Genomic DNA, 21,798 nt, shown 5'->3' with positions numbered 1-21,798 from the left:
GCTGAACGGACGCTTCCGCGCCGCAGACGGCGCTTCTGGATCCCTGTACGTGCACGATGAGGAAAAGGCAGACTCTTCCATGTCCGCTCAAATCCAACGGCTAGTGTGCCGGCAATATCGCTCGAACTCGAAACCGAAGCGCGACAGCAGGTGTCGCTCCTCCTTTCGGATCGCGAAAAGGGTGGTCAATCCGACCGCCGCAATTGCCGTGATGAAGAACCAGGGGTTGATCGTCGCCAATCCGAGACCGGTCATCGCCAGCGTGTAGCTGAAATAGATCGGGTTGCGGGTGAAACGAAATGGGCCGCAGGTGACGAGGCAGGTGGCGCACCGGTTCGGAAGTACGGCTGTATGGCGGTCAAGGAGGGTTTTGACGGCCCAGAGATCGATGGTGATCGCCAGCACCACGAGGCCGTAGCCCACCAGCGAGAGGATCCAACTGTGCTCGTGCGCCACCGGAATCGGGAAAAGGTGGCCCAGGGCCAGCGCGATCAGGACGGCCGCGCCATAGAGCAGAGGCGGCCATGGAAACTTCAGCGGCTTGGCACGAAAGGCATTCATGTCCTAGTCCCCTGACTGTGCCTCTCCTGATTGTGCATCCATTGTGCACTGACCGGCGATTCGCGCAATGCGTTCATCCGTGTTCACGTCGATCTTGCCCAGGTTCAGATCGTCGAACAGGTTCTGTTCCTTCAGGCCGGCGAGCGTGCAACCGCAAAAGGTACTGCAGGAGATCCCGGAATTTTCGTTGCTGCAGGCCCGTTCGCAGTTCAGCAGATAGACCCGTGCCGGATCCGGTGCCGGGGCGGGAACGGCGAGAGAGAAGAGATAGACTGCCGCGATAAGCAGCGGCTGGTGGATGAGATATATCAAAAGGCTGTGACGGCCGCCAAAGGCGAGAGGCGTCATCCACGAGTGCTTATGGGTCCCGGCGCTTCGGCTGCGGCGGGCGGAAAATAACGGGTGGAGCAGCTTCGCGGTGCCGAGGCCGAACAGGAAAGGGGCAATCCAGGGGAGCAGAGGAACGTAGTCATTCGAGCGCGGGATCGTTTCCGAGAGGCCGACCCACCAGAGCGCCGGCATGTCGAAAAACGACGAGCGCAGATAGAGGGGAGCCGCGAAGGCCGCGGCAGCCGCAAGAAAGGAAACGGCGGCCGGCAATTTCAGGAACAGGAGGCCGACGAGGCTTGCCGCCGCAATGGCGTGGAGAATGCCGAAGAAGATGAACGACTGAGGGAAGGCGAACCAGGTCCCGATGCTGATCAGCGCGGCTGCGCCGGCGATCTTCGCGAAACGTATGGCGAAGGCGCGCGGACGGAGTTTCGGGAGCTGGCCGAGCACGAGGCTGTAACCGGCAAGAAACAGGAAGCTGCTGGCAATCAGGCGTGCAAACATCCGCCAGCCGCCGGTCCCGGCGGTGCCGGCCGCGACATAGCCGAAGAATTCGAGGTCCCAGACAAAGTGATAGAGGGCCATGGCGACGAGTGCCAGGCCGCGCAGCGCATCCAGGAGAACCATCCGGTTGGTTCCGGTCGCCTCCGTGCGCATTTGCGCTTCAGGGGTCGTCGTCGCGCTTTGTTCGGACATCGAAGAATCGCTCTGCTGCTGGAGGTGGATCTACGAGGGCGCCTCATTTCAGTCGCGTCGCGAATATGTTGAAATGAGGGCCGCCAGTTATTCGGTCGGTTACCGCAAACCGCGGGCCGGGTGCAATCGGTTGCTGCAGCCTATTGCGCATTCTCGATCAGCGCGGCGCGCGCTTCGGAGAAGAACTGCCGGCGCGCGAGGACGAAGATCACGAGGGCGGTCAGCACCATGAACACATAGGGGCTTATGAACCAGCCGAGATAGCCGATCGACAGGAAGATCGCCCGAAGGCCGGCATTGAAGTGCTTGGCCGCAAGTATGTTCATGCGGATCGCACGCTCTGCGGCACGCTCGGCGGCCTTCTGGTCGCGTTTCATGTCCGCCGTCATCGGAATGCCGCCCATCAGAATCGAGCAGTAGTTGAACAGCCGGTATGACCAACCGAACTTGAAGAAAGAATAGCCGAAGAGGCAGGTCAATCCGCCGACTTTCAGTTCGAAGGCCGTCCGCCCGCTTCGGAATATTTGTGGCAGATCGCTAAAGATCATCTGCACTTGGTCTGTTGCGCCGAGCAATGCGAAACAACCGCCGAGCGCGAAGATCGTCGTCGAGGCGAAGAAGGCGGTACCGGCCTGCAGCCCGGCGATGATCTGCGTGTCGATCATCTTCAGATCGCGATTGAGCGAATTGCGGATCCAGCGCGCCCTGTGCTCGTTCATCAAACGCGTAAGGCTGACGCGGTCGAAGCCGCGCCCCCCGTCGGAAGCCCAGCTGAAGCCGGCCCAGAGGAGGACGAAGATGGCGAGCGCGACGTAATCTTCAGAGGTCATAGCGGTGTTTTGGCACGGCCGTCCGAAAATGCAAGATGGGCCCATGTTGGCCTGTCTTAAGACTCACGGCGAAATCGAGGCGCGAGCATCGAGCCGGGCGCTCCGGGATTCCGCCGCTTGCACACGGCTTCGTGTCCGCGCCCAAGGTGTCCCGCATCGCTCTGACACTATTTCGCCATATTTCACCATTGCGTGTTAACAGATTCTTCGCTATTGAACGGCCACACGACTTAATGGTTACCGGGCTTCGGTATTCGGAGACATCATGGACAAAACAGTAGAGAAGTCGTGCTGGGGCGTGACGGTTCGCGCCGTGGCGGGTTTCGGGGGTGTTCTCGTTCTCGCCTATCTCTTCGGCGGCTTCTGAAGATAGATTGAAATGTCAGGCGATGCAGTCCACGGGCTGCATCGCTTTTTTTTGATCGCCGAACACATGCGCAGTTCTTCAGTGGCATGTCGCACGAACAGAATCCAATGTCGGTCGGTCGCCTGATGGATCGGCATAGGATCGCTTAGGGTTCGATCCTATATTAGGGAATGATCGACACCGCCCGAGCAGGAAAACGGTCGGTTTCGGTCCTATCATCGACGCGAACGCGGAGCTCATCGGCAGCAACGTGGCGTCAGGCTCTGGGCAGGAATTCATGTTTCTTTCCGTCTTCGACGTTTTCAAGATCGGTATCGGTCCATCGAGCTCTCACACGATGGGGCCCATGTCGGCGGCCAACAGGTTTCTCGATCTCATCCTGTCGGATGAATGGCCGCGACCGTCTCACGCGGCTGTCGGCGCCATCAAGGTAAGCCTCCATGGTTCGCTGGCGCATACAGGCATCGGCCATGGAACGGGCAGGGCGGTCATTCTCGGCCTGATGGGCGAGCGGCCGGATCTCGTCGAGCCGGACGGGATGGACGGGATCATCGAGCAGGTGGAGCGTACGGGCCGCATCACCCCGCCCGGTCACGCGGGCTATATGTTCCAGCCGAAAACCGATCTCGTCTTCGACAAGAAGACGCCGCTGCCGGGTCATGCAAACGGCATGTCCTTCTCCGCCTTCGACCGGGACGGCCGGCTCCTTCTGAAACGCATCTACTATTCGATCGGCGGCGGCTTCGTGGTGACCGATACGGAACTGGACGCGATGAGGGCCCAGAAGAACAAGCCCGCCGGCGTAAAGGTGCCCTATCCCTTTGCCACGGCCCAGCAGATGCTCGACATGGCCGCGCGCTCCGGGCTGACGATCGCCCAGATGAAGCGGGCGAACGAAGAGTGCAGCATGTCGACGGACGAGCTCGACGCCGGGCTCGACCGCATCTGGACGGCGATGAGCAGTTGCATCGATCGCGGCCTCAGCCAGGACGGCATCATGCCTGGTGGGCTGAAGGTGCGCCGGCGCGCCCGGGCGATCCACGACAAGCTGCAGGAGGAATGGCGCTCCAACAAGACCAATCCTCTCCTCGCAAATGATTGGTTGAGCGTCTATGCCATGGCGGTCAATGAGGAGAATGCTGCCGGCGGCCGGGTGGTGACTTCGCCGACCAACGGCGCGGCCGGCGTCGTTCCGGCGACGATCCGCTACTATCTGCATTTCCACGACGATGCCGATCAGGAAGGCATCCGGGATTACCTGCTGACCGCAGCGGCGATCGGCGGCATCATCAAGCACAACGCCTCGATTTCAGGCGCGGAGGTGGGCTGTCAGGGCGAAGTCGGATCGGCGTCGGCGATGGCCGCGGCGGGTCTTGCTGCCGTCATGGGCGGAACGCCCGAGCAGATCGAGAATGCGGCCGAGATCGCGCTCGAACACCATCTCGGAATGACCTGCGATCCGGTCGCAGGTCTCGTTCAGGTGCCGTGCATCGAACGCAATGCCCTTGGGGCCGTCAAGGCGGTTACGGCCGCTTCGCTCGCACTCAAGGGCGACGGCAAGCATTTCGTGCCGCTCGATGCCTGTATAGAGACGATGCGCCAGACCGGCGCGGACATGAACGAGAAGTACAAGGAAACATCGACCGGGGGTCTCGCCGTCAACGTGGTCGAGTGCTGAGCGCTCAGTCCGAAGCCGATGGGGCTGTGGACGAATACGCCCGGACGGCTTGACCGCAGCCGCCGGCCGGGTGTTCAAGGTTCGCCATGGCTTTGCATCTCATCAAACTCTGTGTCGGTGCCGAATCGATCGAGGACCTGCGCGAATGGGTAGCGCGCAAGGCCCTGGCGGCGATCGCAGCCGGGCAGCAGCCGCACTCCTTCCACACGACCCGGATGGTCCCGAAGCGTACGGAAGAGCTTCTCGCCGGCGGTTCGCTCTATTGGGTGATCAAGGGATACGTTCAGGCGCGTCAGCCGCTGATCGGCATCGAGACCTTCACCGACGGCGAGGGCATCGGCCGCTGCAATCTCCTTCTCGGTCCGGAAGTCATGGAGACGGAACCGCAGCCGCGTCGGGCTTTTCAGGGCTGGCGCTATCTCGAGGAGAAGGAAGCCCCGCGCGATCTTGCCTCGCTCGCCGATGGCGGGGAGATGCCGCTCGACTTGCGGCGTGAACTTGCCGAACTCGGCCTTTTATAGCCGGCGGCCACCTTCGCCGGCGAGAGCGGACGCGTCCGACAAATCGCGCTCATGACCACGGCTGCTCCCATTTTGATGCTACGGCATGCACATATCTCTTGTTGTCCAGCCCTTCGCGGACTTACTCCGGAGTGGCGGCATCTGTATTTCCAGCAGTGGCGAGGCTTGCGGATGGGTCCTTGGGATCAAACCCATATGCGCTAACATTGGCATTATCGGTCACGCGCCCCTCATCCGCCTGCCGGCACCTTCTCCCCGCAGGCGGGGAGAAGGGACAAGCGGGCCGGCTGAACCCCGCATTCACCGCCCGCCCGAGGGAGCGAGCGGGCGCGGCATATCCCTTCTCCCCGCCTGCGGGGAGAAGGTGGCGGCAGCCGGTTGAGGGGCAACCCCGACCGAGCGGGGTTGAGGCGGTTGGGTTCGCGAGGGATCCCTTTCATGAGCAGTATCCGCCGCACCGGCGCGCAAGAGATATGTGCATGCCGTAGGTTTATGACGGGGAGAAGGGACAAGCGGTGGGGCGCCGCGAGTTCCCTTCGCCCCGCTTGCGGGGAGAAGGTGCCGGCAGGCGGATGAGGGGCGGTCCATGACCTGCCCGCATGATCGAGTTTAAAGCGTTGAAACGCTGGGCTGCGCGCGGAAAGCCGCATGCGATATTCCAAATTCGAGCCTAATGCAGGCGAATTCGGAGGGGGCGGCTGCGCCCCGGTGCCGCGACGTGCAAATGGATGCCCGCCCGAGGCTGGGTCGAACGCCAGGCGCGCGCGCCATGCGTAAGGAGCATGCCAACCAGGTCGCGCGTTTTTGCCTTGGATCGGTTCAGGCCGATGTCCGCGATGCGCATGGCCGCCTCGTGCAACGGATGCAGCCGAATTCGCGATGGTCTGGCTCTTCTGTCCGCCATCATCGTGTCGCCGGGGACGTTCTCGTTCATTGCCATGCTGACCTCGTTACGCTGTACAAAACCGAGGAGGACAGCCGGAGAAACGCGCCCGGCTGCCATTCATAGAGTCTCTTACTGCTGGCTCGCCCAGCAAGCGAAGCCCTTCTTCTTCAATGCCCTGCATGCGTTGACGGCCTTGTCCTGATCGTCGAAGCCGCCGAAGCGGGCGCGGTAGAGCTGAGCTCCGTCATTGCTGAAGGCGACCGTGAAGGGGGTGGCGTTACGCAGTGCCTTGCCGCCCTTTTCCTTGGCATTGTCGAGCAGCGTCATGGCCTGCGTCTTGTCGGGCGTGGCGCCGATCTGGATGACCCAGCCCTGCATGCCGACATTCGCTTCGGTGCTGGCTTCGGCCGCGGCAGGTGCGGTTTCAGCGGTGGCGACCGAATTGGTGATCTGCGTATCGACGTCGCCAGCGGCTTCCGGCTCCTGGGCAAGTCTGGCGATCTGCGAGTCGAGCGTGTTCGGCGCGATCTTGGCTGCGAGCACGGGATTGTCCGAGGCCGGTTTCGTCGATGCATAGGCCATTGCGACGCCGGCGGCGCTTTCGCCGGTGTAGCGGAAATCCGGGACCGGGCCGGTATTCGGCAGGTCCATTGCCGCCGACGCGACGGCTGCGGCGGTTGCCGGCCGTACTTCGGCTTCGGCTACCGTCGTCACGGGTTCGGCCGGGACCTCGGCGATCAGATTGCCGCTGCCGCGGCGCGATGCGGAAGGCATGTATTTCGCGACGAGCTTGCGCATCTGCGCATCGCGGGCGCCGCCCGACGTGCCGCCCATGACGACCGCCACGATGCTGCGCCCGTCGAGCTGGGCCGAGGTTACGAGATTGAAGCCGGAAGCGCGCGTATAGCCGGTCTTGATACCGTCTACCCCGCGGACGTTGCCGAGCAGCCGGTTGTGGTTGCCGATCGTCTGCTTGCCGAAACGGAAGCTGCGCGTGGAGAAGTAGTCGTAATACTGCGGGAAATGCTGCCGGAGCGCGATGCCGAGGCGGGCCTGGTCGCGGGCCGTCGTCCGTTGTTCAGAATTGGGCAGGCCATGGGCGTTGCGATAGGTGGTGCGCGTCATGCCGAGCGCGCGGGCCTTGTTGGTCATCATCCGGGCGAAGCGCTGTTCCGAACCACCCAGGAGCTCGCCAAGCGCCGTCGCCGCATCGTTGGCGGAGCGCGTCACCAGCGAGAGGATCGCCTGCTCGACGGTGATCGATCGCCCGGCGCGCACACCGAGCTTCGACGGCGGCTCTGCCGACGCCTTCTTGGAAAAGGGAACAGGCGTGCTTTTGCTGATCCGTCCGGCTTCGAGCGCCTCGAACGTCAGATACAGCGTCATCATCTTCGTCAGCGAGGCCGGGTAGCGTAATTGATCAGCGTCTTCGCCGTAAAGAACCTTGCCGGTTTTCGCGTCGACGACGATGCCGGCATATTTGGAATTCGCGAAGGCGGGCGCCGAAAAGGTCAGCACGGCGATCAGGCCGGCGAGAAAAATCCGCCCCATAACTTCTGAAAAGACGCCGAACGGGCGTTTCGCGAGATCAAAAAAAACGGATTGAGACACTGTATCGCTCTTCATTCTCATATCAGGGGTGCCGTCCGGATGCCGTCTCCGGATACGACCTTTCCCGAGACAGTATCGGGATAGCGTTACCAATCGGTTTATGATGAATGATTGGTTGCCCGCCACAGGTCGTTTTGTTCAGGATCGGCACCTTCAGCCCGCGCTAGATCATGACGTTTTGGTAGGCTTGGCCGAAAACCCCGCGCATACTCCCCCATCCCGTTCTAGCCGGCGCATTGGCTGCATCACGACTCTTCGTCAAAATCACGGCACGAGATGCGTGCTGATGTAAGTTTCCATCGAATCTTCGATGGCACGCCACTGCGGCAGCAACCTGCTGGAGAAACGGTAGAGAACGATGAGGTCCTTGCCCATGTGAACGTCGCGCTGGCAATCGGCGCTGGTCGAAGCCGCGGTGGTCTCGGGGAGTACGCAGCGCAGCACGTAGGCAGGGCGCTCATCTCTCTCGGCGATGAAGAAGACTTCGCCGGCATAGCTCGAATCCGGCTTTGCGTCGTACCTTGTCAGGCCCTCGGGGCCGGCTTGCGGCGCGTCCTGCAGGATATGGCGGTAGACGGGGGCGAGACGCCCCGACATGTCGCGAGACATCGTACTCTGCGCGACCTGCAGGAAGATCAGGTTTTCCGGCCGGCTGACATCGTCGAACAAGGGCCGCGTCTCCTCGGCGTAGCCTTCGAGCCCGGGCCAGGTGAGATAGAGATCCACGCGCCCGACGATGCTCGTGCTACGTTGGTTTTCGAAGCGAATGACATTCGCCGGCAGGCGCAAATGGTCCTGGCCGATAAAGATGTCGTAGGTTTCGCGGCTTGCCGTGTGGCCGGCCTCAGCGAGATGTCGGCCGAACCAGCGCCCGGAAAAGGAAAGGGTGATTGTCAGCGCAAGGAGGATCACGACGGCTGCGGCCGCTTTGTAGACGAAGCGGGACGAAAGGAGCGGCAGGAGTTCCGGTTCGGGAATGTGGGGCGGGTTCATGGCTGCGCCGTAGGGTAGCTGATCAGGGCGCGCGTTCTATCCGCTCGAAGGCCACTGGATGACCTCGCCGCGCGGAATTCGCTCGCAGCCAAGGCTCGTCCAACTTGGTTAATATTGGGTGAAGCGTGGCGGGTCTGCGCCGCCCGGAGAAAATCGGCCCGGGCCGGACGGGGTAGTGCCGACCGGGGCCGATCAGAGGCGCGGGCCATGGCCGGCGCCTGCTCATCCGTTATTGCGCGCTGACGCTGCCGACGGCGAGAGCGCGGCCATCCTGCAGTTTCACCCAGCGCCCGGCATGCTCCGAGGACTGCCGCTTCAGGTAGGTATATTCCGTGTCCGACCAGAGCAGCACCTTGCTGCGCATGTTGTCGAGAATGAAATCGCCGCGGTCGGTGCGCACCGTCAGGACGGCATGACCGTCGCCATTCGGCTGCAGGACGACGGTGATCAGAAGATCGGCGGGGGAGAAGCCGCTTTCGATCAGCCTGCGGCGTTTCAGCAGCACGTAATCCTCGCAGTCGCCGACGGCGTCCGGGTAGGACCAGTTTTCCTCGACGCCATGGATTTCCATGTCGGTCATCGGGGCGATCGCCTGATTCACCTCGTAATTGATTTCGAGGATCTTCTTCCAGCTGTCGCGCGTCAGCACGGATGGGCCATGGTCCGCGCCAATGGCCGCGCATTCGGAGGGATTGGCCTTGCAGAACTCGTAATGTCCGATCGGCGGGTTGGTCGCGCCGCCGACCGTCATGTTCGCCGGCACCGCGTAAGCTGGCCCGGCGATGAGGCCGGTGGCAAGGGCTGCGGCAGCGATCGCCATGGTGATGATTGTGCGCATGTCTGTCTCCCCGTTGTGGTTCGACATTGGCACAGAGTTTTTTACCGGCGGCGAAGATCGGAAGTAAAAACAAGAACAAACTCGAATAACATAAGAATAAAAATTGAGGAGATCTGTAATAAAATTCGATTCAAATTTTATCGATTTTCATGCTGCTTGTCGGCGGCCACCGGGAGCGACGACGGTGCAAATCCGTGTAAGCCATTGAATATAGGTGAGAATACTATGTGCGGCGAGCGTAGCAGAGCCGCGATTGCGCGTCCCGTCAGCCATGCAGCCGGTGACGGTGGGACCCATCGGAGCCAGCAGGAAATAGTGTCGGATCGCCGAGAAGCGTAACGCCCGGTTTACCAGAAGCTATTTCTGTTGCCGGCCCGCTGCGGAAGAGTTGATTTTGGACTAGGCGAGGGCAGAGGCCTGGTCAAGGCGGTCCGCTGACGCAAGCGCCGCCTCTAAGGTCTGTTGAGATTCGGGATACCCGCCCCGGCTTATTTGATCTCCTCATCCCTGTGCTCGTCACAGGGATCCAGCCAGACCAAGGCCTTGGGCTGAAAGAACATTTCCCCGCGCCGCAGACGCAGCGCTGCTGGATCTCTGTGACAAGCACAGAGATGAGGGTGAGGAGAGATTGCAGCGTCTTATCAGACGCGCAAAGGTCGCTGTAGGACTTTGATCTGCTGCATGTTTTGTCCTTGGATCGGCAACGATCAAAGGACACATGCAGTGGGCTGCGCAGTCGGTATCCAAGAAATTCAAGCGCGTCGCGCCATGCGTAGCGACAAAACCGACCAGAGCTTCAACGAAATTATCCATCTCGCAGCAGCCGCCATAAACTCAAGATGAATCTCAACACGCCTTAGTGCTTACAGAAACTCGGTCAGTGCCTCGCGGGACTGTATCCCGGAGAATTCGATGGCGACGCCTTCTTGGAAATGACGGACGATCCTGCCCTTCATGTTACCCAGCCTGACCGGCGATCCTACGGCAGGCCGTGTGTCGATGTCGACCGCCGCGCCGGAAAGCGAGAGGTCGATGATCCGACAGCTGTATCTCTCGCCGGTATCGACTGTGAGTTCCGTCAATGTCTTGCGAGGTGCCAGCCGGTCATGGCGCCGGTCTTCCGGCAGACCGAGTTCGTGTTTGTTGGCGATCCAGGTCAGCTGTGCCGCAAGCTTCTCGCGCTTGCGTTCCGTGGCGTTGAGCTGGATCACGAACGCATCGTCCGCAACGCGTGACACCGTGCCTTCGAGGCGACCCACATGGTCGACATAGGCAATGATACGCTCTCCGCCGCGCGGACGCGCGGGGGAGGTCAACAGAACGTCGCCCGGCGACATCTCCAGGGCGGTACAGTCATATTCCTCGTGACTGGCAAGCATCAGTCGTCCCGAAAGATTGACCGAAACGCGCTGAAATGCGCTTTCCTGATGTGGTTTCGGGGCGCTGTTCTGCGCATGCTGGAAGGAGAACATGATCACTCTACGATGGATATATTTTGCAGGCGAAAGTATAGACCGCACCGATTAACAGAAGGTTCGCTCAGTTTCGCCTTCCACCCTCGAAGACGCGCAGGTGCTGCGCCATGCGGAAGGGGCGATCGCAGGCATCGATGCGGCTGCCGGTCAGACCGGCAGTCGTGGAGCATTCGGACGCAGGCAATGCGGCACAGCGGCTTTCCAGGACAAGGTGCTGCAATGGCTTCATGTGCAGCCATATCGGACGGGACAGCGGCGACAGAGCGCCGAGTATGCGGTCGCCCGTTCCATCGGGAGAGGCGAGGGGGGTAAGCAGAATTTCCACTTCCAACCGATCCCCGGTTGCGGTTGCGCCGGACGCAGCCAGTAGCATCGGCATGCATCGCTTCACGACCTGACCGGCGATACGGGCAGCCTCCTCCTGCTGTCCGCCGAGCCACAAGGCGGAGAATTGACGGTGGCGGAGTTCGTCGCCGAACAAGCCGCAGATGTGGGTGCCCGCGAGACGAAAGTGTATTCCACCGTCCGCCTGCGCCTGGAGGATGAAGACGTTGGGCAGGAGTGAACGAATATCGGCGGGCTGGATTTCGTCACGGCGCGGGAGATCGCGGCCGCCGCGAACTTCGTTCCAGTATTGAAACAGTTCCATTGTCGTTCTGCTGCGCATCTTGCCCGATCGGTCGTTGTTGCGGCGCAGACCGTCCCAGATCGAGATAGCCGGCGGCATATTGCGTGGTCCTTGAGTGCATGGAGCGATTTTCGTGCCACGGCGAAATTAAGGTTAACGGCCGGTTTCGATTGCGCTCGACGCCGGCGGCTGCCATGTCATTCGGCAGCACTTCACGAAGGATTGCCTTCAGCACATCGACTGACGCGCGCGCAACGGCGCGTGACGCCGTTCAGTTTTCACTGGACGGCGTTTTTTTGTTTGCTTATCCCTTGCGCGCTACTGCGGGCGGTTCGCCGCCGTCTGGGCGCAACCGCAGCGACCGAAGGGAAGAGGCAGCTATGGAACGGGATCAGGCGGCAACGTCACCGGAAACCGATGTCGACAGTACCGACGTCCGCAGTCGCGAGCCCGCCTTCAATCTTCCGCCGGGGCTGACCGGAATCCTTTCGTTCCTGATCGCGGTCCATGTCTTGAGGACCTATGTCCTGCCGGCCGAGATCGACCAGGAACTGATCCTCAACTTTGCCTTTCTGCCCGTGCGCTACACGCTTCCGCTCGGTGAGCAGGGGCTGGTCTGGCTCTGGACGCCGGTAACCTATTCCTTCCTGCACGGCAGTTGGGAGCATCTCATCTTCAATGTCTTCTGGATGGTCGCGTTCGGCGCACCCGTCGTCAGACGGATCGGGATGGCTCGGCTCGCCTTGTTCTGGTGCCTGTCGGCGGCTGCCGCCGTCGGCTTGCACATCATCTTCCACTGGGGCGAGATGGCCGTGGTGATCGGGGCTTCGGGCGTCGTTTCAGGCTTGATGGGGGCGGCGGCCCGTTTCGTATTTTCCCCGAGCGGTCGCATCAGCCGCCAGTTTGCCCATCTCAATCGACGGCTGTCGTTTGCGGAGACGCTCACCAACCGGTCCGTGCTCGTCTTCACCGGGATATGGTTTCTGACCAATTTGCTGGTGGGCTTTGGCTTTCTGTCGATCGGAGGGGCAGGAAGCGTGGCCTGGGAGGCGCATATCGGCGGTTTCCTCTTCGGCTTCCTTCTGTTCGCATTCTTCGATCCCCGAAGGTAGGTTGGGTGAGGCGCCGCCAGCCGGGAAGAAGCCTCGGCCGCCTTCGGGCGAGAGTGCGATAATCGATTGTATCAACCGCAGAATTTTCGTGATGCCTGATTTCGCCGCAGAGGCGGCAGGCTTTCTGCAGAAGCCTTGATTTCCTGAAGTCGCTGGAGCACCATTCATCACGGCCGCCGAACTGCTCGAGGCGACCGCGGAAAAGGCCGGGTGCCGGCGTAGCTTTGTGCTCGAGGAGCGGCAAAGGGCTGCGCAGGCGCCGGAATGGGTACGGGTTTCCTGCGGCCATCTGCACTGTCTTCGCGGTCTTCCTTCCGCCGGAAGAAAGTGCAGTGACCGGCACGGACGGAAACTCTTCCCGTCGGCCCGGTTTTGTCGCAACGGGAGATGTGCGCATGTCGGTGAAAGCGATTCTCAATGAAAAAGGCAGCAACGTCATCACGGTCACAGCGCAGGTGACGGTTCAGCAGGCCGCGTCTTTACTGCATGAAAATCATATCGGAGCCGTTGTCGTCGTCGATCCGGAGGAGCATATCGTTGGCATCATGACGGAGCGCGACATCGTTGCCTCGATTGCCCGATATGGTGCCGCCTGCCTCGACAAGCCGGTTTCTTCCGTCATGTGGCAGAACGTCTATTGCTGTCGCGAGGAAATGTCCGTCGACTCGCTGATGGAGATGATGAGTAAATTTCGCGCGCGTCATCTGCCCGTGGAGCGGGAAGGCAGGCTGGCCGGCATTATCTCGATCGGAGACGTGGTCAAATATCACATCCGCGCCATCGAGAACGAGGCCGAACAGATCAAGGCCTATATCGCCGGCTAGGGCCTGTTGAGATTCATCTTGAGTTTATGATGGCTGCTGCGAGATGGATAATGGCGTTGAAGCCCTGCTCGGTTTTGTCAGCACACATGGCGATGCGCTTGAATTTCCTTGAGTACCGACCGTGCGCCACTGCATGTGTCCATTGATCGTGGCCGATCAATGGACAAAAACATGCAGCAGCTCAAAGTGCTACAGCGACCTTTGCGCGTCTCATAAGACGAGCGGCGCTGTAGGAACTTTTCGGAGGACTGCAATCTCTCCTCTACCTCATCCCTGTGCTCGTCACAGGGATCCAGCAGCGCCGCGTCTGCGGCGCGGGAGCATTCTTTCAGCCCAAGGACTTGGTCTGGCTGGATTCCTGTGACAAGCACAGGAATGAGGAAATCAAACAAGCGGCGCCGGGTGTCCGGATCTCAACGGGCCTTGGAACACTTGGGCCGATCCGCAAGTTCTCCCGGCCTTTCAACGGGACAGCGGTTCCTGCATGCGCCGGATTTCCGAAAGCTTGATCTTGGCTTCCTGATAGCCGCGCTCGATTGCTTCGCCCGCGCGGTGGAATTCCGAAAGTCCGATATCGTTCAGCTTCGGGTGGAGAGACAGATCCGGCGGATCGCCAGCCAGCCGGGCGCGCGAAATGCGGTCCTGAATGATGTTGAAGGCCTGGACCATGACGCTGGTCATGCCGAGCCGTGCTGAAAAGCGGTTTGCCTCCGTTGCCGGCGCATCGGGCGTTTCCATGCCGGCGCTGTGCTTGACCACCGCCGAGCGCCCGTAGACATCGTAGTTCAGGTTGACGGCGACGACGTGCAACTGCTCATGTGCGCGGCAGACCGAAACGGGAACGGGGTTGACCAGCGCGCCGTCGATGAGAGTCCGGCCATTGGCGTTGACGGGCTCGAAAATGCCAGGCAAGGCGTAAGATGCGCGAATGGCGGTAATAAGGGATCCTTTCTCGATCCATACCTCGTGACCGCTGTAGACCTCCGTGGCGACGGCCACGAAGGGCCGGTCGAGATCCTCGATACTGAGGTTCTGCAGATGTTCCTGCATCCGCTTGGTGAGCCGCAGACCGCCGAAGAGGCCACCGCCGCCGATCGCGAAATCGAGCAAGCCGGCAATGCGGCGCACGGTAAGCGAGCGGGCGAAAGCCTCCAATTCATCGAGCTTGCCGGCGAGGTAACAGCCGCCCACCAGCGCACCGATCGATGTGCCCGCAATCATTCCGACTTCGATACCCTCCTCGTCGAGGGCTTTCAGGACACCGATATGGGCCCAGCCCCGCGCAGCACCGCCGCCGAGCGCCAGCGCAATCCTGGGTTTCACGGATTGAGAAATGGGTAGTGCTGGAGGAGTGGTCGTGATCGACGACCCGTTCGCGCCGGAAAGATCGGCAATCTGACTGTTACGCGTGAATGTCCAGTTCAGCATCCGGCACCTCCGACACCGCCGAATAGATTAGCTTCTAGCACACGGCCCTGCAGAAAGCCCTGCCGAGCCCTACTACCGAATATTCCTTGAACCGAAGCGATTCGGCCATCGAAACATGCCGGTGCCGGCCTCACATCTGGTCGCTGAAAGACTGACACCATGATCGAGATATAGCACTGAACCGGCTACAAATGCGGCCCGCCCGATAAACATTGGATACAGCCTGCAACACATTTTGGTGCTCCGCCGTTACCGCGGGAACCACTTACAAGATTAATGATTAGATGCCCGTTTGGTTGCCAAAAGATGAATATATCAACCAGGCGAACCAGAAAAAAGCAGATGCTCAGTTGCCGGCGTAGATCTGCGCCGGATCGAAATGCCTGTGGTCGTCGGTGATCGCCACTTTTGCTTCGCCATCGGCGACGCCGACCGTCCGATAGAAGCACGAGCGGCGCCCGGTATGGCAGGTGGCATCGTGGCCGGCCACCGAGACTTTCAACCAGACGGCGTCCTGGTCGCAATCGGTTCGTATTTCCCGGACGGTCTGCAAATTGCCCGAGCTTTCGCCCTTCTTCCAGAGGCGGTCGCGTGAGCGGCTGTAGTAATGCGCGAATCCGGTCTCGAGCGTGAGGGACAGCGCTTCGGCGTTCATATGCGCGACCATCAGCAATTCGCCATCGCGGGCATCGGTCACGACGGCCGTGATCAGACCCTTCTCGTCGAAACGCGGGGTGAAGGCCGGGCCGCTTTCCAGTTCGGCCTTGTCCTGCGGGGGGGATGCAAAAGTGAGCGTCATCGTCTGAGCTCCACTACAGCGCCGCGCGTCTTGATCAGACGCGCGAGGCCGCTGTAGCACTTGGGGGTTGCTGCATGCGTTTCAACATGCGGTGGCGGAGCTTACTTGAAGCCCCTGAGCATCGTCATGAAGCGGACCTGTTCGGCCGGCTCGCTCTTGAACGCACCGGTGAAGGTGGTCGTCAGCGTCGTCGCGCCCTGCTTCTTGATACCGCGCATCGCCATGCACAGGTGCTCGGCCTCGATCATCACCGCCACGCCCCGGGGCATGAGGGTCTCGTCGATGGCCTTTGCGATCTGCGCCGTCATCGCTTCCTGCGTCTGCAGGCGACGGGCGTAGATATCGACGACCCGGGCGATCTTGGAAAGGCCGAGCACGCGGCCGTTCGGCAGATAGGCGATATGGGCCTTGCCGATGATCGGCACCATGTGGTGCTCGCAATGCGAATAGAACGGGATGTCCTTTTCGAGCACGATATCGTCGTAGCCGGAGACTTCCTCGAAGGTTCGCCCGAGCACGTCTTCCGCCACGAGATCGTAGCCGCCGAAAATTTCCCGATACGCCTTGGCGACACGCGAAGGCGTGTCCTTCAGGCCTTCTCGTGCCGGATCTTCACCTGCCCAGCGCAACAAGACGCGAACGGCTTCTTCGGCTTCCTTCTGCGTCGGACGACCTGTGTCGTCGAGCACAGGAAAATTCTTCACTATGGCGTCCATATGGCCCCTTCAAGCAATACGAAATTGCTGACGTTTTATCTTTTCGGACAACTCGCCATTGGCCATACGCCTAACCCTGCAGGCTTGGGTTCCGTTGGCGGGTTCCGGGGCTTTCGGGTCTCGGCTTAGCAGTGCACTGGACCGTCCGGCACGGTTTCCCAAACAACAGGCGACATTTGATCCCCTTGCGGAACTGTCACCCCAACACGACATAGCATATAGTATGGTGCCACATGGATAAAAGAGCCCGAATGCGCCACGCCTTGCTTTTTTCCCGCCGCCTGGGGAAAATCATGCGCCGAACGTCAGAAACCGCGAAAAATCCACCGGATTCCTAAATGATTGACGACATTTACAACAGCAGAATTCTCGAATTCGCAGGCAATATTCCGCGCCTCGGAATGTTGGCCGACGCCGACGCCGAAGCCGCCGCGCATTCCAAGCTCTGTGGCTCGAAGGTGAGAATCTGGCTGAAGATGGACAGCGACGTCGTCACCGACTTCGCCCATGACGTCAAGGCCTGTGCGCTCGGCCAGGCGTCCTCATCCATCATGGCGCGGCATGTCGTAGGTGCCCATGCGGACGAGATCCGGCAGGCCCGCGAGGATATGCTGGCCATGCTGAAGGCCGATGGGGAGGGCCCGTCGGACCGTTTCGAGGACATGCGCTTTCTGAAGCCCGTCAAGGACTACAAGGCGCGCCATGCATCGACGATGCTGACTTTCGATGCCGTCGTCGATGCCATCGGGCAGATCGAGGCCAGGCGCCTCGCTGCGGCCGTCTGAGCCATGTGCCCTCAGCCCCATGCCGATCATGCAATCACCCGCGGCGATACCGGTGCCGCCGGGGGGCGGAATTGGTCCGGGCCTTTCCGCAAGACGCCGGGGCGGCTCGTCGGCATGACCCTGATCCGCGCCTATCAACTGACGCTGTCGAGCTTCATCGGCAATTCCTGCCGGCACCTGCCGACCTGTTCGGAGTACGGCTTCGAGGCGATCGCCCGATACGGCCTCTGGGCCGGCGGGTGGCTGACCTTGTTCCGGGTCGTCCGCTGCGGCCCGGGCGGAACCCACGGATTCGATCCGGTGCCGGACAGCCTCGCACCGCGCCAGCGCTGGTACACGCCATGGCGCTACTGGCAGCCACGCCGAAAGGACGCATGAGAGCCGTGACCATTCCGATGGAGTACCGGCAGGCCTCTGCGGATTTCGACCGGTTCATCGTCGACGCGCGCGATATCGCCGCTCTTCAGACAACCAATCAGGCCTATACGATGGTGCAGGCGGTGCTTTACACTTTCCGCCGCCGCCTCGAAATTTCCGACGGCCTGCTTTTCGCCAATGCGCTGCCGCCGGTCCTTCGTGCGATCTTCGTCGCCGATTGGGATCTGGAGGAGCCGACGCTCCCCTTCTCCGAGCGCCGGGCGATGACGCGCGAGGTGCAGGCCTTCCGCGGCAACCACAACGTCTCTCCGGAAACGGCGATTGCAGATGTAGCCGCGGCTTTGCGGCGGAATGTCGACAAAACCCTGCTCGATCGTGTGCTTGCACGGCTGCCGGCGGGCGCTGTCGATTTCTGGCAGGCTTCAAGCGAATGAAGGCTTACGTCGCCTTGCTCCACAGCATCGTTCTCGGCGACGGCCGGCGCGTCGTGATGGCCGACTTGAAGGCGATGGCCGAAGCGCTCGGCTACAGGGCGCCGCGCACGCTTGTCGCCACGGGCAATCTCCTGTTCGAGGCGCCGGAAAAGCCGCTCGCGGAATTGGAGGCCGAACTCGAAAAGGCTTTCGAGAAGACCTTCGGCCGTCACGTCGACATCATCGTTCGTTCCGCGGAGGACTGGTCGAGACTTGCGGCAGGCAACCCTTTTCTCGCGGAAAGCGAAAGGGACCCTGCGAGCGTCCACGTGCGGGTGATGCGCTCGCCTCTCGAGGTCGACATGCGGGAAAAACTGCTCGGCTATTGCTCCAGGGGCGAGCGCGTGGCCATAGTCGACGGCGATCTCTGGGTCGATTTTGCCGGCAAGGCGAGCGAATCGAAGCTGCTCGGGGCGCTAACGACCAAGCGGCTCGGCATCGGGACGGTGCGCAACTGGAATACGGTGAAGGGACTGCGTGGAATGGTCGCCGGTTGAGCGGCCGCGCCTTTACTCCACGGTGAAAAAGCTTTATCAGGCCCGCGAACCGGCCCCGGCCGGCAAACCATACCACCCGCATTCGTTGGCGGGACTGGATAGGAGATCATGATGTCGCAATCCGTTTCCCTTACATTTCCTGATGGCTCCGTTCGAGAATTCGCCCCGGGCACGACCGGTCGCGACGTCGCGGAATCGATCTCGAAGTCGCTCGCCAAGAAGGCCGTCGCGATCGCCATTAGCGGCGAACTGCGCGATCTCTCGGATCCCGTGACGGAAGGCAGGATCGAGATCGTCACGCGCGAAGACAAGCGCGCGCTCGAGCTCATCCGCCACGACGCGGCCCATGTCATGGCGGAGGCCGTGCAGGAATTGTGGCCGGGAACGCAGGTGACCATCGGTCCGGTCATCGACAACGGCTTCTATTACGATTTCGCCAAGAACGAGCCCTTCACGCCGGACGACCTGCCCGTCATCGAGAAGAAGATGCGGGAGATCATTGCCCGCAACAAGCCCTTCACCAAGGAGGTCTGGTCACGCGACAGGGCCAAGGAGGTCTTTGCCGCCAAGGGCGAGAATTACAAGGTGGAGCTCGTCGACGCCATCCCCGAGGGCCAGGACCTGAAGATCTATTACCAGGGCGACTGGTTCGATCTCTGCCGCGGGCCGCACATGGCCTCGACAGGCCAGATCGGTACGGCCTTCAAGCTGATGAAGGTGGCGGGCGCCTATTGGCGCGGCGACAGCAACAATCCGATGCTGACGCGCATCTACGGCACTGCGTGGCACACGCAGGAGGAGCTGGATCAGTATCTGCACGTGCTCGCCGAAGCCGAGAAGCGCGACCATCGCCGGCTCGGCCGCGAGATGGACCTCTTCCACTTCCAGGAGGAAGGGCCTGGCGTGGTCTTCTGGCACGGAAAGGGCTGGCGGATCTTCCAGAGTCTCGTCGCCTATATGCGCCGCCGGCTCGAAGGCGATTACCAGGAGGTCAATGCTCCCCAGGTCCTCGACAAGTCGCTCTGGGAGACCTCCGGTCACTGGGGCTGGTATCGCGACAACATGTTCAAGGTGACTGTCGCCGGCGACGATACGGACGATGATCGCGTCTTCGCGCTGAAGCCGATGAATTGCCCCGGGCATATCCAGATATTCAAGCATGGTCTGAAGTCTTACCGCGAACTGCCCGTTCGGCTGGCGGAATTCGGCGCAGTCCACCGGTATGAACCCTCCGGCGCGCTGCATGGCCTCATGCGCGTCCGCGGCTTCACGCAGGACGATGCGCACATCTTCTGCACCGACGAGCAGATGGCGGCCGAATGCCTGAAGATCAACGACCTGATCCTTTCCGTCTACGAGGACTTCGGCTTCAAGGAAATCGTCGTGAAGCTGTCGACGCGGCCGGAAAAGCGTGTGGGCTCCGATGAGCTTTGGGATCGCGCCGAAGCCGTGATGACGGAAGTCCTGCAGACGATCGAGGAGCAGTCCGAAGGCCGCATCAAGACCGGCATCCTGCCGGGCGAGGGCGCATTCTACGGTCCGAAGTTCGAGTATACGCTGAAGGACGCGATCGGCCGCGAATGGCAGTGCGGAACGACGCAGGTCGACTTCAACCTGCCGGAGCGTTTCGGCGCCTTCTACATCGACAGCGAATCCGAGAAGCGTCAGCCGGTGATGATCCACCGTGCCATTTGCGGTTCGATGGAGCGTTTCCTCGGCATTCTGCTGGAGAACTATGCCGGCCATATGCCGCTTTGGATATCGCCGCTGCAGGTGGTGGTCGCAACGATTACCTCGGAAGCGGACGACTATGGCCGCGAAGTCGCCGAACGCTTGCGTGATGCGGGGCTGACGGTCGAGACCGATTTCCGCAACGAGAAGATCAACTACAAGGTCCGCGAGCATTCGGTAACGAAGGTTCCGGTGATCGTCGTGTGCGGCAAGCGCGAAGCGGAGGAGCGCTCGGTCAACATCCGTCGCCTGGGTTCTCAGGCGCAGACGGCAATGTCGCTGGACGAGGCCGTTGCTTCGCTCTCCGCCGAAGCCATGGCACCGGACCTCAAGCGCAGGAGCAATTCCAGGAAAAGCGTGTAACGGTTTTCCGTAAGTGCGCGCTCATGACGCGGCTGCCCCTCATCCGGCTGCCGCCACCTTCTCCCCATCTTGATGGGGAGAAGGGACAAGCGGCACGCTCGTCCCGCTGCAGCAACCGGCGTGAAAGATGATCGGGCGACCGCTGCTTGTCCCTTCGCCCCGCTTGCGGGGAGAAGGTGCCGGCAGGCGGATGAGGGGCGGGCTTCAGTCCTGCGCTTCCGCGGCCTGGTCGGCTTCGCCGTTGCCGTTGAGCAGCACTTCCACGTCGGTATTGACGCCGGCCTTCACGGCAAAATCGCGCTGGTAGATCTTGTCCTTGTTGCGGGCCACCGCCGTGTAGCTGCCCTCGGCAAGGACGAGGGTCGGGAAGGCGCCGACGCTCTCGCTGACGACGTCGCCGGAGGAAGTGAGGATCGACCAGGCGGTATCCGCAATGGCTTCGCCGCCGGCTTCCGAGACGAGCTTCAGGGTCAGCTTCGCGGCGCGGTGCTGGATCGTCGCTTCGGTCAGCTTGCCGGCTTCGATCTGGATATCGGCACGGATGACGGCATTCACCGATCCGTAGTTCGACACGACGTGGTAGGTGTCGGCATTGAGCTGAACCACCGTACCGGGCTTGACGTCGGCGACCACGAGGCCGCGCTCGCCATCCTCCTTCACGTCGGAAGAGAAGATCGAAAAGCTGAGTTCGTTCGGCGGGATGCGGACATCGCTGCCGGAGACGGCGTTCAGCATGACGCCCCCGGCATCGAGCACGAGCACCTGTTTGTCGAGCGGGCCGTCTTCGGGCACGCGAATCTTGCGGGTCGCGCCCGCCCGGCCAAAGGCGACGTTGACGAAATATTCGCCGGGCACGAGATTGAAAGCGGTGGAGCCGCCCTCGGAGGTCGCGAGCAGCGGCAGCTTTCCGTCGCTGCCCGGAATGGGGCTGAAGACCCGCCAGGTAAGGCCCGATTGGACCGGCTTTCCCTTATCCGTCAGCAGCGCCTCGAGCTCCACGTCCTTCAGTTGGCCGCCCTGCGTCGGATCGGTGATGAGCGGGCTGAAACCGGTAAGCTTCGGCATCTTGTGCGTGCCGGAGATCGAGGGAAAGCTCTTGAAGGCGTCAGTCGGATCCTCCGCAAGCGCGCGTCCCGCACCGGCCCCGGCGAGTGTGATCGCCAGAACGGTTCTCAGGAAAATACGAAGAGGGAGACGCATGAGAGCAGTTGACTTCTTGACTGGGTGACTCCACTTGGGACGCCGGTATGGCATTTTCGTGGCTGCCGATCCGGCGGC

The 21,798-nt window shown here is 61.5% G+C and carries 22 protein-coding genes; 9 read left to right on the top strand and 13 right to left on the bottom strand.

Going from position 1 to position 21,798, the window contains the following annotated elements; genetic code table 11:
* Window positions 1–87: 87 nt before the first annotated feature.
* The 3 genes from M1D34_RS08575 to M1D34_RS08565 all read right to left on the bottom strand — a co-directional run bounded on the left by M1D34_RS08575 (window position 88) and on the right by M1D34_RS08565 (window position 2,462).
* Window positions 88–561 carry a methyltransferase family protein gene (locus tag M1D34_RS08575; protein WP_010969210.1) on the bottom strand — a complete coding sequence of 158 codons (474 nt, stop codon included), beginning with the start codon at window positions 559–561 and terminating at the stop codon, window positions 88–90.
* Between the two features lie 3 nt (window positions 562–564).
* Complete coding sequence (locus M1D34_RS08570) at window positions 565–1,587, bottom strand: heparan-alpha-glucosaminide N-acetyltransferase (protein ID WP_498781617.1); 1,023 nt, start codon at window positions 1,585–1,587, stop codon at window positions 565–567.
* A 140-nt stretch (window positions 1,588–1,727) separates the two neighbouring features.
* On the bottom strand, window positions 1,728–2,462 hold the full coding sequence (locus M1D34_RS08565) for a DUF599 domain-containing protein (protein ID WP_013844304.1): 735 nt from the start codon (window positions 2,460–2,462) through the stop codon (window positions 1,728–1,730).
* A 599-nt stretch (window positions 2,463–3,061) separates the two neighbouring features.
* On the opposite strand from M1D34_RS08565, the gene M1D34_RS08560 reads away from it, so the two are divergent.
* Both M1D34_RS08560 and M1D34_RS08555 read left to right on the top strand, forming a co-directional pair.
* A complete protein-coding gene (locus M1D34_RS08560) occupies window positions 3,062–4,462 on the top strand; it encodes an L-serine ammonia-lyase (RefSeq protein WP_498781615.1) in 1,401 nt (466 codons plus the stop codon).
* A gap of 86 nt (window positions 4,463–4,548) precedes the next feature.
* Window positions 4,549–4,983, top strand: coding sequence for a DUF1489 family protein (locus tag M1D34_RS08555; protein ID WP_003536712.1), 435 nt, complete (start codon window positions 4,549–4,551; stop codon window positions 4,981–4,983).
* 670 nt (window positions 4,984–5,653) lie between these two features.
* Here M1D34_RS08555 and M1D34_RS08550 read toward each other — a convergent pair.
* The 6 genes from M1D34_RS08550 to M1D34_RS08525 form a co-directional block, all read right to left on the bottom strand.
* Window positions 5,654–5,923, bottom strand: a complete 270-nt coding sequence (locus M1D34_RS08550; protein ID WP_010969213.1) for a hypothetical protein — start codon at window positions 5,921–5,923, stop codon at window positions 5,654–5,656.
* A gap of 75 nt (window positions 5,924–5,998) precedes the next feature.
* On the bottom strand, window positions 5,999–7,501 hold the full coding sequence (locus M1D34_RS08545; protein ID WP_013844306.1) for a D-alanyl-D-alanine carboxypeptidase: 1,503 nt from the start codon (window positions 7,499–7,501) through the stop codon (window positions 5,999–6,001).
* A 243-nt stretch (window positions 7,502–7,744) separates the two neighbouring features.
* On the bottom strand, window positions 7,745–8,473 hold the full coding sequence (locus M1D34_RS08540) for a hypothetical protein (RefSeq protein ID WP_498781612.1): 729 nt from the start codon (window positions 8,471–8,473) through the stop codon (window positions 7,745–7,747).
* A gap of 229 nt (window positions 8,474–8,702) precedes the next feature.
* Window positions 8,703–9,311 (bottom strand): transglutaminase-like cysteine peptidase, encoded by a 609-nt coding sequence (locus tag M1D34_RS08535; RefSeq protein ID WP_014529690.1) that lies wholly within the window; start codon window positions 9,309–9,311, stop codon window positions 8,703–8,705.
* A gap of 863 nt (window positions 9,312–10,174) precedes the next feature.
* Window positions 10,175–10,783, bottom strand: coding sequence for a PilZ domain-containing protein (locus M1D34_RS08530; protein ID WP_003534682.1), 609 nt, complete (start codon window positions 10,781–10,783; stop codon window positions 10,175–10,177).
* Window positions 10,784–10,850: 67 nt separating this feature from the next.
* Window positions 10,851–11,513 (bottom strand): PAS domain-containing protein, encoded by a 663-nt coding sequence (locus M1D34_RS08525; protein ID WP_014529689.1) that lies wholly within the window; start codon window positions 11,511–11,513, stop codon window positions 10,851–10,853.
* Between the two features lie 281 nt (window positions 11,514–11,794).
* On the opposite strand from M1D34_RS08525, the gene M1D34_RS08520 reads away from it, so the two are divergent.
* Window positions 11,795–12,526: a rhomboid family intramembrane serine protease gene (locus M1D34_RS08520; RefSeq protein ID WP_003534691.1), complete on the top strand. Its 732-nt coding sequence runs from the start codon at window positions 11,795–11,797 to the stop codon at window positions 12,524–12,526.
* A 395-nt stretch (window positions 12,527–12,921) separates the two neighbouring features.
* A complete protein-coding gene (locus M1D34_RS08515) occupies window positions 12,922–13,350 on the top strand; it encodes a CBS domain-containing protein (RefSeq protein ID WP_003534694.1) in 429 nt (142 codons plus the stop codon).
* Between the two features lie 462 nt (window positions 13,351–13,812).
* Here M1D34_RS08515 and M1D34_RS08510 read toward each other — a convergent pair whose 3' ends face one another.
* The 3 genes from M1D34_RS08510 to folE form a co-directional block, all read right to left on the bottom strand.
* Window positions 13,813–14,778, bottom strand: coding sequence for a patatin-like phospholipase family protein (locus tag M1D34_RS08510; protein WP_003534696.1), 966 nt, complete (start codon window positions 14,776–14,778; stop codon window positions 13,813–13,815).
* A gap of 346 nt (window positions 14,779–15,124) precedes the next feature.
* A complete protein-coding gene (gene hisI, locus M1D34_RS08505; RefSeq protein WP_003534698.1) occupies window positions 15,125–15,577 on the bottom strand; it encodes a phosphoribosyl-AMP cyclohydrolase in 453 nt (150 codons plus the stop codon).
* A 101-nt stretch (window positions 15,578–15,678) separates the two neighbouring features.
* Window positions 15,679–16,293 (bottom strand): GTP cyclohydrolase I FolE, encoded by a 615-nt coding sequence (gene folE / locus M1D34_RS08500; RefSeq protein WP_003534700.1) that lies wholly within the window; start codon window positions 16,291–16,293, stop codon window positions 15,679–15,681.
* 338 nt (window positions 16,294–16,631) lie between these two features.
* On the opposite strand from folE, the gene M1D34_RS08495 reads away from it, so the two are divergent.
* The 5 genes from M1D34_RS08495 (at window position 16,632) to thrS (ending at window position 20,520) form a co-directional block, all read left to right on the top strand.
* A complete protein-coding gene (locus tag M1D34_RS08495; protein WP_003534702.1) occupies window positions 16,632–17,078 on the top strand; it encodes an iron-sulfur cluster assembly scaffold protein in 447 nt (148 codons plus the stop codon).
* Window positions 17,079–17,081: 3 nt separating this feature from the next.
* A complete protein-coding gene (gene yidD, locus M1D34_RS08490) occupies window positions 17,082–17,456 on the top strand; it encodes a membrane protein insertion efficiency factor YidD (protein ID WP_003534704.1) in 375 nt (124 codons plus the stop codon).
* On the top strand, window positions 17,453–17,890 hold the full coding sequence (locus M1D34_RS08485; protein ID WP_318876689.1) for a DUF2267 domain-containing protein: 438 nt from the start codon (window positions 17,453–17,455) through the stop codon (window positions 17,888–17,890). Before yidD ends, M1D34_RS08485 begins: the two co-directional genes overlap by 4 nt.
* A complete protein-coding gene (locus M1D34_RS08480) occupies window positions 17,887–18,426 on the top strand; it encodes a DUF1697 domain-containing protein (RefSeq protein WP_498781605.1) in 540 nt (179 codons plus the stop codon). The genes M1D34_RS08485 and M1D34_RS08480 overlap by 4 nt, the downstream gene beginning before the upstream one ends.
* A 111-nt stretch (window positions 18,427–18,537) precedes the next feature.
* Window positions 18,538–20,520 (top strand): threonine--tRNA ligase, encoded by a 1,983-nt coding sequence (thrS, locus tag M1D34_RS08475; protein WP_127638834.1) that lies wholly within the window; start codon window positions 18,538–18,540, stop codon window positions 20,518–20,520.
* Window positions 20,521–20,724: 204 nt separating this feature from the next.
* Here thrS and M1D34_RS08470 read toward each other — a convergent pair whose 3' ends face one another.
* The gene (locus M1D34_RS08470) at window positions 20,725–21,720 is read right to left on the bottom strand and encodes an RgsD C-terminal domain-containing protein (RefSeq protein ID WP_498781603.1); all 996 of its coding nucleotides are present in this window, start codon (window positions 21,718–21,720) and stop codon (window positions 20,725–20,727) included.
* Window positions 21,721–21,798: the final 78 nt, after the last annotated feature.

The organism is Ensifer sp. D2-11 (genome assembly GCF_054161295.1).
This window is presented reverse-complemented; position numbering and strand designations above follow the sequence as displayed.